The organism is Pseudoalteromonas sp. TAP-3C, from assembly GCF_059888565.1.
Genome location: NZ_CM187618.1, coordinates 179,068 through 196,147 on the forward strand (window position 1 = coordinate 179,068; position 17,080 = coordinate 196,147).

Genomic DNA, 17,080 nt, shown 5'->3' on the forward strand with positions numbered 1-17,080 from the left:
CATGGGGCAGTGCATAAAAAACGATTATGAAGAGGTTATATGGGTGAATGGTTTAAATTCAAGTCCAACCCCAAATTCCACAGCCAACGATATTAATTCGCTTAAGTTTGTTTTTATCACTTTCGGCTTGACGCTTGGTTTCATAAGGCCCTAAACGAACTTTGTACCAAATACCATTGGTGCCTGTGGTTTTTTTTATCTCTGAAATTAGCCCTGCAAAGGCTATTTTAGCTTTTAAAGTTTCAGCTTGGTCATAAGTTCTAAACGAACCACATTGCATGACATAGGGGCCTTTTTGTTCAAGTTCTTTCACTTTCACTTGAATTTCATGCTCTTTAATTTCTTTAATAAACTTTGGCGGCTGTGGTTTAGCTATCTCTACTTGTTTTTCAGGTGTTGGGCTTGCTTGTTTTTCAACAAGTTCAGGGTCGGCATTGTTTTTAACAAACCATAATCCGTACGCAAAACCACCGACGAGTAATAATGCAATAACGGTCAACAAAATTGGGAAAGGTTTTTTAGTTGGTTGTTGTTTGCTATTTTTTCTATTTTTGGGTTTTTTATTAATATAATCGTGCTGTGCCATGGTGTTATGTGTGGCCTTACCTAAATCATGTCTGTAGGGTCTACGTCTAAACTCCAGCGAATTTTTTGAGCAAGTTTGCTGGTGCTGAGATAATCAACCATTTGTGCAAGATACGGGTGTAATATGCGTCGTTCTTGCGCTTGAATATGTAATTGAAAACGATACATTCCCGCAATTTTCTCTAAAGGGGCGGGAACAGGTCCGAGCAATTGTATACCAGATACCCCATCTACAGGAACCAAATCTGTCAGAAAATCGACGACTTGTTTAATGTTATGCCCTTGCGCCCGAACAATCGCCATACTGGTGATTGGGGAAGCTGTGCATCGCTTCGTTCGGTGAGGGCAAAACGGGCAAAATCTTGATAGCCATTATTCACTAAATCTTGTAATAACGGGTGCTCGGGAAAGTGCGTTTGTAATAATACTTCACCGGGTTCACCAGAGCGGCCAGCTCGTCCGGCAACCTGAGTGACTAACTGCGCTAAGTGTTCAGTTGCTCTAAAATCACACGAATACAAGCCACTATCTACATCTAAAATAAGTACTAAGCTTACATCCGCAAAGTGGTGACCTTTAGCTAGCATTTGTGTACCAACTAAAATACGTGCGCCACCTTGGTTTATTTCATCAAGTGCTTTTTCTAGGCTACCTTTACGCCTTGTTGAATCGCGGTCGATACGGCTAATCGGGGTATCTGCAAATTCGTTACTTAAAAATTCTTCTATTTGTTCGGTGCCTTTACCGTTAGGAAATATTTGTGTGCTGCCACAATCAGGGCATTGATGCGGCACGTGATACTGATCACCACAGTGATGGCAAATCATTTGGCCAATTGCCTTATGAAAGGTGGCGCTGGTACTGCAGCGGTTACACGCACTCAACCAGCCACACTCATGGCATATTAACGTAGGGGAAAATCCACGGCGATTTAAAAATACCATCACCTGCTTACCCTTATTTAGGTGTTGGCGCATTATTGCAAGGCTTGCGTGTGCAATACCAGCTTGCACGGGTCGGCCCTTCATATCAAGCAGCTTAAACTGATTGTCAGTGGCGGTTTGTGCGCGCTCACTTAATGTGAGTAATTGGTATTTATTATTAATTGCTTTGTGCAGCGTTTCTAAAGCAGGCGTGGCGCTGCCTAAAATAAGCGGAATTTGATGTTGATACGCACGATACGCTGCTAAATCACGGGCATGATAGCGTAAGGTGTCTTGTTGTTTAAACGACGAATCGTGTTCTTCATCTACAACAATCATTCCAAGTGTTAAAAATGGCAGAAAAATACTCGAACGTGTACCTATTACAACAGCACAGCTGCCTTTTTCACAAAATCGCCATGTTTGTAGGCGTTCGTTATCAGTTAATGCTGAGTGCCATAACATTATAGGGGTATCGGGAAAGCGACGTCTAAAGCGGTTTACCGTTTGTGGGGTTAGCCCTATTTCAGGAACTAGTACTAGAGCTTGTTCACCGCGTTTTAAAACGTCTTCAAGGCACTGCAGGTAAACTTCTGTTTTTCCGCTGCCAGTCACACCTTCGAGCAAAAAGCTATTAAACCCAGTACTTTGATTGATTGCCGTACAAGCAATGGCTTGTTCTTTATTTAAACGAGGCTTACTACCAACGCTAGGTGCTTTGTGCTGCCATTGATTATCATGTTCAATGGTTTGCATTACAAGCTCTTTATCTAACAGGCTATCAATGGTTTTTTTATTAAAACCGAGTGCTTTGAGTTCAGTTAATGATGACTTGCCCGATGCAGATAATTGCTTAAGCAAATTAAGCTGTGTTTTGGCTTTTAAAGACGGTAAAAGCGCTCCTTTTTCGGTTAACGTCAGCATATTTATACTGGTTTTGTCAGGGCATTCACCTTGGCGCAGCGCGCTGGGTAGCGCAATATGAATGGTTTCACCTAGCGGATAACAATAATAACGCGCTGTAAACCTAAGCAATTCAATATGTTGCGCAGATAAAATAGGGGTGTCGTCAATAACGTCAATAATAGATTTTATTTTGTTTTCAGGAACTTCCGTGTTCTCTTTTAAGCTTAAAATAACCGCTACTTTACGTTGATTGCCAAAAGGGACAAGTACACGCATACCTGGCTGTAATTGAACTAGTGGTAACAATTGCTCATCCACTTTGTAATCAAAGGTGCGAGGTAGGGGGACTTTTATTGCAACTTCAACAAAACGCATAACAACTCAACTAAGAAACGTAATGGCTTAATGTACTAAAAATAGCATTAAAAGCCTACCCACAAATCAGCAATCAATGAGGGTTGCCGACTTTTTAGCAAAAAGGTTAATTAAAGCTTGTGTGTATGTTGGTTGTTGGATAAAATTCGCGCCCAATAAATTTGTTTTAACGACGTATGGTACCAGACTTCGGGTTTGGAGAGCGATGCGGCCTTAACTAGAGGTTCCTATGAAAGAAGGTATTCACCCTAAGTACGAAGTAATTTCTGCAACTTGTTCATGCGGAAATAAATTCGAAACTAGTTCTACTCTGTGTAAAGACATTCACTTAGATGTATGTTCTGCGTGCCACCCGTTTTACACTGGTAAGCAAAAGAATATAGACACTGGCGGCCGTGTTGATCGCTTCAACAAGCGCTTCGGTGCACTTAGCAGCAAAAAATAATTTTTTGTTTCTATGAAAAAAAAGCACCTTAGGGTGCTTTTTTTGTGGCTAAAATTTACTTTCTTCCCTGCTTTTATAGCAACTTTGTATTTATTATTTTTGCATAACTATTTCCTGCTGTTATTTTGAGTATGTATAAACATTTGCAGACAAAATAGCCAATACTCTCTATATTTTTTAAAAATGTCAGGATAATCTAGGGTCTGTTGACCTTTGCGGATTAAAATTTGTTCAAACTAGGGGCGGTTTAATCGCGGCGCGAGGTTTGTAACCTAGTGGGCTAAGTAAAAACCGAGCAACAAAGAGTAAATCGCCCCTAGGCAGAACCCGAAGGGCAGCGCCTGTTTGGCATTGATGCTGCGTTATCGCCTATTTATGGGGAATAACCACACTACATAGGCTCTGCCTTGCCTAAATACCAAACAGACTGCTGCAAATTTAACCTTGAAAGGTCAGCAGACCCTAGAGAAGTTGCTGATAAATCACTTAAAATTAACATCTCTAGCACATAACAGGATAGACCTGATATTGCTTGGAATTTAAAAATAATAAGGGTATCGTAAGAAAAAGCTACTCTCACTTTAACTCAAATTGCAGGATATAATCGCGTTATGTCAGATTTTCGTGAACAAGCACTACATTACCATGCCCATCCCGTTCCAGGTAAAATCAGTATTGAGCTGAGCAAGCCCGCTGAAACGGTTAAAGACCTTGCACTTGCATATAGTCCAGGTGTTGCAGAACCTGTTCGTGAAATTGCCGCTGATCCAGCAAATGCTTATAAGTATACTGGTAAAGGAAACATGGTTGCGGTTATTACTAATGGCACTGCAATTTTAGGCTTAGGTAACTTAGGCCCACTCGCTTCAAAACCAGTTATGGAAGGTAAAGCGCTATTGTTTAAGCGTTTTGCTGGGTTAGATTCGATAGATATTGAAGTTAAGCACCGCACTACCGAAGATTTTATTAACACAGTTGCAAATATTGCCGACACCTTTGGCGGTATTAATTTAGAGGATATTAAAGCGCCTGAGTGTTTTGAAATAGAAAAAGCACTTATTGAGCGTTGTAGTATTCCCGTGTTTCATGATGATCAGCATGGTACAGCTATTGTAACGGCAGCGGGTATGCTAAATGCGCTTGAGGTACAAGGTAAAGCAATTGAAGATGCGATTATTGTTTGTTTAGGTGCCGGTGCTGCCGCTGTTGCCTGTATGGAGCTTTTAATTAAGTGTGGCGCGTTGCGTGAACATATTTATATGTTAGATCGTAAAGGCGTGATCCACACTCGCCGCGATGATTTAAATGAATATAAGCAGCTATTTGCAAACAATACCGACAAGCGCACTTTGCAAGATGTAATCGAAGACGCCGATGTGTTTGTCGGTGTGTCGGGTCCTAATTTATTAGCCCCTGAAGATTTAAAATTAATGGCTGATCGCCCTATTGTGTTTGCTTGTTCAAATCCAGATCCTGAAATTGATCCGCAATTAGCACACGCCGCACGTAACGATTTAATTATGGCGACAGGTCGTTCTGATTACCCTAACCAGGTTAACAACGTATTGTGTTTTCCGTTTATTTTCCGTGGTGCGTTAGATGTGCGTGCCAGTGTAATAAATGATGAGATGAAAATTGCAGCTGTAGAGGCAATTCGCAGTATTGCTAAAGAGCCAGTACCGGCTGAAGTACTCACTGCATCAGGCATTGATAAATTAGAGTTTGGTGCTAAATATATTATACCAAAACCGATGGATCCACGTTTATTACCACGTATTGCTAAAGCTGTTGCACAGGCTGCGGTTGACTCAGGTGTTGCACAAATTGATATGCCAGAAAACTACATGGCATAATCGTTAAGTATAAATTAATACAAAAAACCTCAGCATTTGCTGAGGTTTTTTATAGCTAAATATATCTAGTCTTCATCTAAAATAGGCACTTCGAGTCCCATTTCTTGCATTATTTTCTTCACTTCTTCAGGTACTTTTTCTACGTTATCTTTACGTAAATCATCATCATTAGGTAAAGGTTGCCCTGTAAATGCATGCAAAAAAGCTTCACATAAAAGCTCGCTATTTGTTGCATGACGCAAGTTGTTTATTTGACGGCGAGTACGCTCATCAGTAAGTACTTTTAATACATTTAGCGGGATCGAAACGGTGATCTTTTTTACTTGTTCGGATTTTTTCCCGTGTTCTGCGTATGGGTGAATATATTCACCATTCCATTTAGCCATAAGATGTATCGTTGCCTCAGATTATTAATTGCTCACACGCCATAAAAACGTGTGAATATGGGTGAAATTCTATCGATTTAAATAAGATAGTCAAACACTAGTTATTTAGCCATCCAGACACTTAAATGTTTTGACATCTTAAATCGCATGCGTTAAATTTTAGACGTCTAAACATCCAAAATGGCCAAGGTGGTAAAAATGAGTAAAAAAAATGCGGCAACAATTGCTGTTCGAAGTGGGGTAGATGCTGATAAGCACCATGGCGCAGTTGTTCCACCGCTCTATTTATCAACAACTTACTCATTTGCTGACTTTAATATAAAACGTGACTATGATTATGGTCGCAGCGGCAATCCTAATCGTGACATTCTTGCACAAACACTTGCAGAGCTTGAAGGTGGTGCGAAAGGCATCATTACTGCAACGGGCATGGCGGCTGTTCATTTAACAACCCAGTTACTCAATTGTGACGATACGTTAGTGATCCCCCATGATTGTTATGGAGGCAGCTACCGTTTATTCACTTCGCTAGCAAAACGCGGTTTATTAAAGCTTGAAGTAATCGATTTTACCAAAAGTGAAAGTCTAGCGCATATTCTTGCTATTAAACCTAAGCTGATTTGGATTGAAACACCAAGTAACCCTATTTTACGTTTAACAGATATTAAAGCGGTGACGGACATTGCCAAACAGTGTGGGGCATTGGTTGCCGCCGACAACACGTTTTTATCGCCAGCGTTACAAAACCCGATTAAGTTTGGCGCTGACATTGTGGTGCATTCAACCACAAAATATATTAATGGTCATTCTGATGTTGTTGGTGGCGCGGTTATCGCAGCAAATGCTGAGTTAGGTGAAGAGCTTGCTTGGTGGGCAAATAACATTGGCATTACCGGGGCGCCATTTGATAGCTATTTAACCCTTAGGGGGTTGCGCACTTTAAATGTACGTTTAAGGCAACACCAAGAAAACGCACTCGCCATTGCACAGTATTTAGAAAATTCCCAGTTTGTTGCTCAGGTTTACTACCCAGGTCTTGAGTCGCACCCTCAACATGCGCTTGCTAAGGCGCAGCAGCTTGGTTTTGGTGCTATGGTCAGTTTTGATATAAAAGGCGATATTGAAGATGCCGCCGCGTTTTTAACTTCCTTAAATGAATTTAGTTTAGCGGAATCATTAGGGGGAGTAGAAAGTTTAATTTGTCACCCTGCGACTATGACCCATGCAGGCATGGACGCAACCGCCCGTGCAGAGGCCGGAGTAGGCGATACCCTTATTCGTATTTCTGTAGGTATTGAAGATGTAAATGACTTACTGGCCGACTTAGACCGAGTGTTTAATTTAGTACGCCCAGGGCTGGCTGATACCGCTCTAACTGCAAAAAATGGTGCTAGTGAGTCTTTTGGTTCTGCAAAGTTAAACGCAGCACATCCAGCGCTATGGTAGTGCATAGTGATTTTAAAAATATAAAACATTAATTTGAGTTAGTATAAATATGGTAAATCAGGTTCATAAATTTGGGGGTTCGAGTTTAAGCTCAGCGGAACGCTTTAAAAGTGTCGCAAATATAGTTTTGACTCACGCAAACGCAGGAGACTGTGTAGTGGTATCGGCGGCCGGTAAAACCACAGATACCTTAGTTAAGTTGTGGCAAAGCTATCAACAACAAGATAACCAGGCCGTTGCTGATTTAGTGTTGTTATTAAGTAATCATCAAATCGCGCTTATTGAGCAATTATTAACGGCAAACGCAAGGCATAAAGCGCTTGATATGCTTGCTAGTGAGCTAAGTACTATTACTAAGGGTGCAGAGCAAGGCAGATTAGATGAAGCTTGGTTATTAGCTCATGGCGAGCTGTGGTCTGCTAGGTTATTAAGTGCTTACTTAAAGCAGCTTAACGTGAGTGCTTGCGCTCACGACGCTAGGCAGTTATTTACCCTAAATGCAGGGCAGCTGCAGCATGCTAATAATCAGCAACAATGTTTAAAAGCCATAGTAGCGAATAAAATTAATGTGGTTACTGGCTTTATCGCCGCAGATTCAAAAGGTGAAACAGTTACGCTAGGGCGAAATGGCAGTGATTACAGTGCCACTTTACTAGCTCGGTATTGCAATGCCAAAAAAGTCTCTATTTGGACTGATACCCAAGGTGTGTTTAGTACCGATCCTCGCAAGGTAGCCAATGCAGTTAAATACGCGCGGGTGTGTCGTGAACAAGCTAATTTATTAGCCAGATTAGGTAATCCTGTATTACATGCTAAAACACTATCGCCATTAAAAGATACCAATATAGCACTAGTGGTTCGCAGTAGTTACGACCCTTATGGCAGCTATACCGAAATTGTTAAACAAGGGCTATGTAAACAAAAACGTTTTTTAACAAGCGTTAATAATGTTGATTTACTCACCGTTGATGATTTGAGTGAAGGTGAGGTAGCGTATATTAGCCAGCTTATTCAGCATAGTTTGCATCACTTTGAGCAAGCTGGCGAAACCTATTTAGTGGTTCCCGCGTTAGCGACACATCAAGTGGTTAATTATTTTGCTGGGCGCGCTAATATTAGTGAATCCAATTTAAATGGTGTAGCGATTATTGCACCAGAACAAGATTTAGTGTCGGTCGGTAAGCAAAGTGAAACTTTATTGCAGGCACAATCAATCCAACCTCGTTTTACTCATTCTGGTCAGGGGTATACGTTACTGTTAACCGATCAACTACTCGAGAGTGATGTGCTTAGCCTGTTGCATGACAAACTCATTAATAAAGCACAAGAAATAGCTTTAATTGTTGCAGGACTTGGTAATGTTGGCGCTGAATTTATGCGTCAACTCCCGGCGCAATTAGCGCGTTTGTCGTCGGGTTTTAATATTAAATTAGTCGCGTTATTACGCTCTGAAAAAATGCTGGTTAATGCCAACGGGTTAGACAGTGAAAACTGGCAACATCAATGGGAAAACCATGCAAGCGGCTATCAACAAGCCGACTTGTTGTCATACATTGATACCCTAGAATATGAACATAAGGTAGTGATAGATATTACCGCCAGTGAACATTTTAGTCAGCTTTATAGGGAGTTAGTTAAATTAAACTGTCATTTAATTAGTGCTAATAAATACGCGGGTACTGCATCGCTTGCTTGGTATAAAACACTGCGGGAAAGCTTAGCGCAACGTGGCTTACATTGGCGTTATAATACCAGTGTGGGAGCAGGGTTGCCGATTAATTTTGCACTTGCCGATTTACAAAATAGTGGCGATAAAGTCACACGTATTGAAGGTGTGTTTTCAGGTACATTGTCATGGTTATGCAGTAAGTATGATGGCAGTAAAGCGTTTTCAGATTTAGTGCTTGAAGCGCAAGCTTTAGGGTTTACTGAGCCTGATCCACGAGAAGATTTATCTGGGCGAGATATGCAACGTAAGTTGCTTATTTTGGCGCGTGAATTAGGTATTGAATTAGAGCTTGACGATATTTCGTTATCGGCGTTGATGCCCGATGAGCTAAGTGAAGGCAGCTGGAATGATTTCCTTGATAACAGAGCAAGTTTAGATGCGTTTATTAAGCAGCATGCGCAAGCGGCTCAACAGCAAAATGCTGTATTGTGTTACACCGGATTATTAGCGTTTAAAAACAACACGCTAAATGCAAAAGTAGGAGTTGCCTATGTACCAAAAAGCGAAGCCGTTGCTAATTTAACGCCTGGTGATAATATTTTTGTGATTAACACTCAATGGTACAACCAAAATGCGCTGGTAATACAAGGCCCCGGCGCCGGTAAAGAAGTCACTGCTGCAGGTGTTCATTCAGACTTATATTGGTTGGTGCAAAATATTAACTAACACCTCTTTATGTAAAAAGGCCGCAAGTTGCGGCCCTTTTGAGATTTACACTCTTTAAAACAGTTCTTCTTCAGTTTTAGTGTTTTCTTCAAACACATCAGTTGGCTGAGATAATATATATTTTGTAGGCGTGGTGCCTTTTTCAAAGTATTCAAAACGGCTAGTGTAATCATTTTTATGACTTAAAAGCCCGGTTTCTAAATCAATGCGAATAGACACTAAGCCTTCAGGTGGCTCAATAGGCGCCGCTGGCTGCCCCTCAAGTGCGACTGCCATAAAATTAACCCAGGCAGGCAGTGCTGTTTTAGCGCCAGATTCTGCGCCTGAGATTTGACCACTTCCTAGGTTATTATTATAGGTGGAGCGCCCCAAGGTATTACCTGGGTTATCAAAGCCAACCCATACTGATGTCATAACATTGTGGTTAAAGCCACTAAACCAAGTATCAACAGAGTCATTGGTGGTGCCTGTTTTACCCGAAAGGTCGCGACGCTTTAGTGCTTGCGCACGCCAGCCGGTACCACTCCAGCCGGTTTTATTTGCCCAGCTACCTCCACCCCAAATAGCACTGTTCATGGCGCTGGCAATTAAAAACGCATTTTGTTTAGATATAATTTGCGGCGCACAGTTTGGTGTTAACTGCTCACTTAGCATTGAAGGGTTTGTGACTAATGCTTCATCATTACAAACAACAGTCGGATCAGCCTCAAACAAGGTGTTGCCCAACGCATCCTGAATTTGTGAAATAAAGTACGGCTCAATTAAATGCCCGCCATTAGCAAAGGTGCTCATGCCTCTTGCTAATTCAAGAGGGGTAATAGATGCACTGCCTAATGCCAGCGACTCACTGCGGTTTATATCTTCATCTTTAAAACCAAATTTTAATAAATGATCAGCGGTACTTTGCAAACCAACGCCGCGTAACAAACGCACCGAAATTACATTTTTAGATTGTGCTAACGCGCGACGAATCCGAATTGGCCCATTATAAATTGCAGGGCTATTTTTAGGGCGCCATGCAACGCCTTGGCTTTTATCCCATTGGTTTATAGGCGCATCATTTAAAATTGACGCTAAAGTATAGCCTTTTTCAAGCGCGGCAGAATAAATAAAGGGCTTAATATTAGACCCTACTTGGCGTTTTGCTTGTACTGCGCGGTTGTATTGGCTTTGCTCAAAGCTATAGCCACCAACAATGGCTTTTATACGTCCGTTTTGTGGATCTAAAGAAACAATAGCGCTCGAAGCTTCAGGAATTTGACTTAAAATATAGCGGTTATCGTCATTTTTTCGCAGCCATATTTGCATACCAGGGGTCAATATATCGCTGGCGTTTTGAGGGGCATAACTTTGACGATAACGAGAAATAAATTTACGTGCCCACTTAAGATTATCCCAAGTGAGTGTTGCGCGCTCGCCGCTTTTAAGTATTACGTCTGCGCTTTTATCATACACATTTAAAACCGCAGCGGTTTTTAAAGGCCCTAATTCATTCACATTTTTTAAAGTATTTAATAGTGTAGACTCAGGTGGTGTAGGCTCTGATTGTGGATCCCATAAAATGGCTTCTGGGCCCCTAAAACCATGGCGCATATCATAGGCATGTAAATTATTAACTAAGGCTGTTTGCGCGGCTTTTTGAACATGCGATTCAACCGAGGTGTAAACATTAAATCCTGAATTATAGGCTTTATCTATACCATAGCGTGCCACCATTTCTGCACGTACCATTTCTGCAATATACGGCGCATATAAATCGATTTCAGCGCCATGAAAGTATGCGGTAATTGGCTGGTTTATGGCTTCATTATATTGTGTTTTGGAAATATAGTTCTCTTGGAGCATTCTTCCTAAAACTACATTTCTTCTGTCTTTGGCTCTTGCAGGATTACGAATAGGATTAAGTGCCGATGGCGCTTTTGGTAAACCTGCTATCATTGCCATTTGTGCCAGTGTTAACTCTTTTAGTTCTTTACCGTAATAAACTTGCGCCGCCGCACCAATGCCAAAAGCGCGGTTTCCTAATTCTATTTTATTTAGGTAAAGTTCAAAAATTTCATCTTTTGAAAGAAGGTTTTCTATGTGCAGTGCAATAAATATTTCTTTTACTTTACGAATGTAGGCTTTTTCTCGCGTTAAAAAGAAGTTACGTGCCAGCTGCATGGTAATGGTACTGGCGCCTTGCTTTTTTTCACCGGTAGAAATAAGCACTAGCGCTGAGCGTACAATACCAATCGGGTCAACACCAATATGGTCATAAAAGCGACTATCTTCAGTTGCTAAAAAAGCGTGTAACATAGGTTTAGGAACTTGGTCTATGGTTACTGGGATCCGTCTTTTTTCACCAAATTGATTGATTAAAAGTCCGTCTTTGGTAAATACTTGCATCGGCGTCTGTAATTGCACGTTTTTTAAAACTTGCACGCTGGGAATGTCTGATTTAACGAAGTAATAAAGGCTAAGTAAAGTAATTAGTGCAAGTAGCGCACAAATGATGAAAAATTGTAAAGTTCTTTTGATTAAAATCACTGATATTTCCCTAAACGGACTCCCAATTACAGGTTGAGACTGCTAGTATATATTGATTAAAAATTGAATCATATTTTTTAAGATATAATTATAACTTGTTTATTATTAAAACAAAGGCAAAGTTGCAAACATGCTAAGTCAACTAATAAAAAAACCATCACCCATGATGGTAGGCATTGATATAGGATCGCACTCTATCAAGGCTGTGCTTTTAAGTGAAACAGAAACTGGGCTTCGACTAGAAGCACTTGCAATTGAACCTATGCCAAAAGGCGCCATGAGTGAGCGTAGTATTCAAGATATTGAAGCCATTGGTAATGTGATAACCAAGTTAAAACGCAAGTTGCCAAAATCACTAAAATTTGCAGCCGTTGCGGTATCTGGTCAAACAGTGATAACAAAAGTAATTTTCATGGATGTTTCCTTAAGCGACGCTGAATTAGAGTCGCAAATTGAAATAGAAGCAGACAGTTTAATTCCTTACCCATTAGATGAAGTGAGTCTGGATTTTGAAAAGCTGTCAATTAACAAAGCTGATCCGAGCAAAATAAATGTGCTACTTTCTGCAGCTAGAACAGAAAGCGTTGAAGCGAGAGTGGCCGCACTTAGTGCTGCAAATTTAGCAACCAAAGTTGTTGATGTCGAAAGTTACGCTTTGAGTCGTACTATGGACGTTTATTATCAGCAGCTACCATCGGATGCTTATGAAAAAAACGTTGCGGTGGTCGACATTGGCGCTGTGCTGACCTTAGTCAGTGTAGTGCATTGTGGTGAAACAATTTACACCCGAGACCAAGTGTTTGGCGGTGATCAATACACCAACAGTATTGTTGCTTATTATAATAAAAGCTTCGATGAAGCTGAAATTGGTAAAACAACGGGTGATTTACCGCCTAACTACACCTTTGAAGTGTTAGCCCCTTTTCAAACATCACTGCTACAACAAGTTCGTCGTGCGGTACAAATGTTTTTAACCACAACAGGTAAAGAACAACTGGATTACATAGTATTAACCGGCGGTTCTGCAATGATAAAGGGGGTTGATAGGTTATTAATTGAAGAGCTAGGAATACATACGGTTGTTGTTGAGCCTTTTGATAAAATGGAAATATCGCCTAAAGTTGACCGTCACATTATAGACCGTCACCGTACTCAATTTGCAATTGCAACCGGCTTAGCGTTGAGGAGCTTTTCATCATGCCACATATAAATCTATTACCTTGGCGTGAACTGCAGCGTGAACAGTCTAAAAAGAAGTTTATAACACTACTCGTCGCAATCGTTATTATATGTTTTATTAGTATGTATGCATTAAGCGCATTTTATAGCGGCTTAAAAGAAGGGCAGGCGCTAAAAAATAATTATCTTAGTTCAGAAATCACAACGTTAGATGAAAAAATACGCGATATAAGAGATTTAGATAAGAAAAAAGAAAATCTACAACAACGAATGCGTTTAATTGAAGAGTTACAAAGCAGCCGTAATCTAGGCACGCAAATAATGGATGAGGTAGCAAAAATAGTGCCTGCAGGGGTTTATTTAACCAAGTTGGAGCGCAAAGGACGTCAAATTTATGTCTCTGGTAAAAGTGAGTCAAATAATCGCTTATCGACAATGCTTCGACAAGTACAAAGCTCTTATCTACTAGAGAGTCCAATTATGCAAGGGATTATTGCTGGTGATAAATCTTCACGTTTACTTAGCGATTTTAATATGGAGTTTTATGTTAAACCATTTGGCCAAATAGGTGAGGCGCGTGATGAACCTTGATTTAAAATCGTTTACAGAGATTGACTGGAATGAAATAGAACTCGATAACATAGGCGAGTGGCCGCTTATAGTCAAAGCAATATGCGGTACTTTTGTTGCTTGTTTAGTGTTGTTTTTTAGTTACAGTTTATTAGTGTCAGATGAAATTGACAGCTACCATAGTGCGGTTGCTAAAGAAGTCGAGTTACGGACAACTTACCGAGCTAAATATGCGGTTGCCAGTAAACTTGATATTTACAGAGAGCAAATGATTGAAATGGAAGCTAAGTTCTCTCAATTATTAAAACGTTTGCCTACCTCAAATGAAACACCAGGTTTACTCGATGACCTTTCTTATGTGGGGACAACGAGTGGACTAACGTTTTTAAAAATTGGGTGGTTACCTGAGGTTGAAAAAGAATTTTATACTGAGCTGCCGATAAAAATAGAAGTTGTTGGGACTTATCATGAATTTGGTGAGTTTGTAGGAAAAGTAGCTCAACTCCCAAGAATTGTCAGTTTACATGATTTTTCTATTTTATCATCTGGTGAAAAGCAACTAACCTTTAGTGTGGTAGCAAAAACTTACCGCTATGAAGAAGGGATAAGGTAATGAAGCAACTGTTGTTTACCGTTATCATGATGATGTTGCTCAATGGCTGTAACGAAGATACATCGGAGCAAAAAGAGTTTATTGATCAAATTAAGGCTAATACCACTGCACGTGTAGAAAAAATACCTGAACTGGTGGAGTTTGAACATTTTGCATATAACGCAAAACAGTTACGTAGTCCTTTTGTCGCACCAGAGCCTGAAATAATACAAAATAAGCTTATACAAGTTAAAAACTGCCTTCACCCAGACTCAGCGCGTGTTCGCCAACCTCTGGAAAAGTACCCATTAGATAACTTAGCCATGAAGGGCACCATAGGATCAAGCGGTAAAACATGGGCGCTTATAACCGCCGCTGATGACACTTTACATAGAGTCACAGTGGGTAATTATTTAGGCACTTATGATGGAAAGGTAAGTCGTGTTAACAGTGATTATATTGAACTAGTAGAATTAATCCCCGATGGGTCAGGTTGTTGGAAAGAACGTTTGACTAAATTAGAAATGTTAGAGGCAGCGACCGATGGCGCAAATTAATAACAAAAAAGGTACTTCTTGTATGTACAAAGATGGGCATTCATATCATCGTATTTTCTCTGCTTTATTGCTTGTTTTTTTATTACTGATAGCAAAAGCAGCCAGTGCAGCCCCTTTACTTTATGATGTTCGATACAACCCATTGCTAAAAGGTGAGACTGAATTACAGTTGGTATTTGATGAAAAAATACAGCAACAACCTACAGTACAGGTTTTTAATAGTCCTGCGCGCATAGAGTTGTTATTCGATGGCGTAGAATTAGATGAAAAACTGACAAATATCGCTATAAATCAAGCGGGTGTTAGTAATATTACGAGTATGATGACCAGCGCAGGTTTAAAAGTAACAATAAATCTTGAGCGATTAAAAATTTACCAAACACACGTGACTAATAACTTAGTTTCAATAAGGATTTCAGATAATCCGTTAACAGCACAAGCATCAACGAGTGGTGAGGATAAGCCAACGTTTACGTCTAATTACATTAACACAATTCAAGCCATTGACTTTCGTCGTGGTGAAAAGGGCGAAGCAAAAGTACTCGTGTATTTGCAAGACACTCAAGCTGCTATTGAGGTTAATGAGCGTGGCGGTAAAATTATTGCAGAGTTTCATCATACCGATATTTTAGACGATTTATTGTACCAACTTGATGTGCTTGATTTTGGTACTGTTGTGAGCCGTATTGAGACCTTTAAAGAAGATAACCTTACCCGCATAGTCATAGAGCCCAATACAGCGTTTTCCTATACGTATCAACAAATTGAAAATATTTTCACTTTAACAGTTGAGAAAGATAAAACACAAAATGCGTTTTTAGATGGCGGTAAAGAGTACTTAGGCCGCCCTATGACGCTTAACTTTCAAGATATCTCTGTACGTGCTGTGCTACAAATTATTGCGGGCTATAATGATTTTAACTTGGTAACAAGTGACTCTGTGACTGGCAATATCACCCTTCGTTTAGATGGCGTGCCCTGGGATCAAGCTTTAGATGTGGTATTAAGAATAAAAGGCTTAGACAAACGCATGGATGGCTCTATTTTGATGGTAGCCCCCTCTGAAGAGCTTGCAGCTCGTGAAGCCAAAGAGTTAAAAGCTAAGCAGCAGGTTGAAGATTTAGAGCCGCTTTACAGTGAATATATTCGCTTAAATTACGCAAAAGCAGAAGATTTTGCTGATTTATTAAAAACAGACACCAACAGTATTATTACAGCCAGAGGCAGTGTCTCTGTTGATCAACGTACCAATACACTCCTAATGAAAGATACCGCAAAAAGTATCGCAAGTGTTCGCCGTATGGTTGAAACCCTAGATATTCCCGTTAAACAAGTGGTTATTGAAGCGCGTATGGTAACCGTACGTGACAATGTAACCGAAGATTTAGGCGTTCGTTGGGGGTTTAGTGATCAACAAGGTTCTGATGGTGTATCAGGCACATTAGAGGGGGCCAATGCCATTTCTAATGGGAATATTCCAAATATTTCCGATCGACTTAATGTTAACTTACCCGTAGCTAATCCATCGGCAAGTATTGGTATGCATATAGCCAAGCTCGCTAATGGAACATTGATAGATTTAGAATTAACGGCCCTTGAAGAAGAGAACAAAGGGGAGATTATTGCAAGTCCGCGTATAACGGCTGCTAATCAGCAAAAAGCGCGTATTGAGCAAGGTACTGAAATTCCTTATGTAGAATCAGCTTCAAGCGGCGCAACCACGGTTAGTTTTAAAAAGGCTGTATTGAGCTTGGAAGTAACACCACACATTACCCCAGACAATAAAGTTATTTTAAATTTAATCATTACTCAAGATACCCGTGGTGATACAGTTCAAACCGGAACCGGACCGGCGGTCGCTATTGATACACAACAAATTGAGACTCAAGTATTGGTTGAGAATGGACAAACGGTGGTGTTGGGTGGTATTTTCCAACAGCAAATTATTAATTCGACCAAAAAAGTACCTTTATTGGGCGACCTTCCTTACGTAGGAAGATTATTTAAAAGCACGAGCGAATTTAATGAAAAGCGCGAACTGCTGATTTTTGTTACACCTAAAATTCAAATAGACTAATTACTATAAAGCTATCTAAGCACATTACGCGTTTAGATAGCTATACTATTAATCCGGTTGTGATGGTGTGATTACTCCCTATAGATGTACAATTAGGCAGTATATAAGCTAATTTATATACTGTACTGCGGGTGCAAAATAAGCCTTTGTTTGGTATTGGCGACTAAGATTTTACAAAATACTTATGTGAAACTTTATGTTGCTATAAACAATGACGCTTAATTGCATAAATTTTAACCCTAGAAGATAAACTTGCCTATAA

General features: G+C 40.2%; 12 protein-coding genes and 1 pseudogene. 9 read left to right on the forward strand and 4 right to left on the reverse strand.

The features are described 5' to 3' along the window. Window positions 1-58: 58 nt before the first annotated feature. Together AC6H44_RS00790 and priA are read right to left on the reverse strand one after the other, a co-directional pair. Window positions 59-586: an SPOR domain-containing protein gene (locus tag AC6H44_RS00790; RefSeq protein WP_500736889.1), complete on the reverse strand. Its 528-nt coding sequence runs from the start codon at window positions 584-586 to the stop codon at window positions 59-61. Between the two features lie 20 nt (window positions 587-606). Next, window positions 607-2,789 (reverse strand): annotated as a pseudogene (priA, locus tag AC6H44_RS00795) (primosomal protein N'). A 229-nt stretch (window positions 2,790-3,018) separates the two neighbouring features. On the opposite strand from priA, the gene rpmE reads away from it, so the two are divergent. Beyond that, entirely contained in the window at window positions 3,019-3,234 is a 216-nt protein-coding gene (rpmE, locus tag AC6H44_RS00800; RefSeq protein ID WP_500736891.1) for a 50S ribosomal protein L31, read from the forward strand. A 611-nt stretch (window positions 3,235-3,845) separates the two neighbouring features. After that, window positions 3,846-5,087 (forward strand): malic enzyme-like NAD(P)-binding protein, encoded by a 1,242-nt coding sequence (locus tag AC6H44_RS00805; RefSeq protein WP_500736893.1) that lies wholly within the window; start codon window positions 3,846-3,848, stop codon window positions 5,085-5,087. A 65-nt stretch (window positions 5,088-5,152) separates the two neighbouring features. On the opposite strand, the gene metJ is transcribed toward AC6H44_RS00805, so the two are convergent. After that, window positions 5,153-5,473, reverse strand: coding sequence for a met regulon transcriptional regulator MetJ (metJ, locus tag AC6H44_RS00810; protein WP_500736894.1), 321 nt, complete (start codon window positions 5,471-5,473; stop codon window positions 5,153-5,155). A 198-nt stretch (window positions 5,474-5,671) separates the two neighbouring features. Between metJ and metB the strand changes: the two genes are divergently transcribed. Further along, complete coding sequence (gene metB / locus AC6H44_RS00815; RefSeq protein WP_500736896.1) at window positions 5,672-6,919, forward strand: cystathionine gamma-synthase; 1,248 nt, start codon at window positions 5,672-5,674, stop codon at window positions 6,917-6,919. Between the two features lie 49 nt (window positions 6,920-6,968). Beyond that, window positions 6,969-9,314 carry a bifunctional aspartate kinase/homoserine dehydrogenase II gene (gene metL, locus AC6H44_RS00820; RefSeq protein WP_500736897.1) on the forward strand — a complete coding sequence of 782 codons (2,346 nt, stop codon included), beginning with the start codon at window positions 6,969-6,971 and terminating at the stop codon, window positions 9,312-9,314. A gap of 54 nt (window positions 9,315-9,368) precedes the next feature. Here the strand turns inward: metL and AC6H44_RS00825 are convergent, their stop codons facing one another. After that, window positions 9,369-11,843 (reverse strand): penicillin-binding protein 1A, encoded by a 2,475-nt coding sequence (locus AC6H44_RS00825; RefSeq protein ID WP_500736899.1) that lies wholly within the window; start codon window positions 11,841-11,843, stop codon window positions 9,369-9,371. Between the two features lie 130 nt (window positions 11,844-11,973). On the opposite strand from AC6H44_RS00825, the gene AC6H44_RS00830 reads away from it, so the two are divergent. Genes AC6H44_RS00830 through AC6H44_RS00850 form a run of 5 tightly spaced genes read left to right on the forward strand, consistent with a single transcriptional unit; the run spans window position 11,974 to window position 16,818 of the window. Next, on the forward strand, window positions 11,974-13,053 hold the full coding sequence (locus AC6H44_RS00830) for a pilus assembly protein PilM (RefSeq protein WP_500736900.1): 1,080 nt from the start codon (window positions 11,974-11,976) through the stop codon (window positions 13,051-13,053). Beyond that, window positions 13,041-13,613 carry a PilN domain-containing protein gene (locus AC6H44_RS00835; protein ID WP_500736902.1) on the forward strand — a complete coding sequence of 191 codons (573 nt, stop codon included), beginning with the start codon at window positions 13,041-13,043 and terminating at the stop codon, window positions 13,611-13,613. The genes AC6H44_RS00830 and AC6H44_RS00835 overlap by 13 nt, the downstream gene beginning before the upstream one ends. Then, entirely contained in the window at window positions 13,603-14,205 is a 603-nt protein-coding gene (locus tag AC6H44_RS00840) for a type IV pilus inner membrane component PilO (protein ID WP_500736903.1), read from the forward strand. Before AC6H44_RS00835 ends, AC6H44_RS00840 begins: the two co-directional genes overlap by 11 nt. Then, window positions 14,205-14,741 (forward strand): pilus assembly protein PilP, encoded by a 537-nt coding sequence (locus AC6H44_RS00845; RefSeq protein WP_500736905.1) that lies wholly within the window; start codon window positions 14,205-14,207, stop codon window positions 14,739-14,741. Before AC6H44_RS00840 ends, AC6H44_RS00845 begins: the two co-directional genes overlap by 1 nt. Further along, window positions 14,728-16,818: a type IV pilus secretin PilQ gene (locus AC6H44_RS00850; RefSeq protein ID WP_500736906.1), complete on the forward strand. Its 2,091-nt coding sequence runs from the start codon at window positions 14,728-14,730 to the stop codon at window positions 16,816-16,818. Before AC6H44_RS00845 ends, AC6H44_RS00850 begins: the two co-directional genes overlap by 14 nt. Window positions 16,819-17,080: the final 262 nt, after the last annotated feature.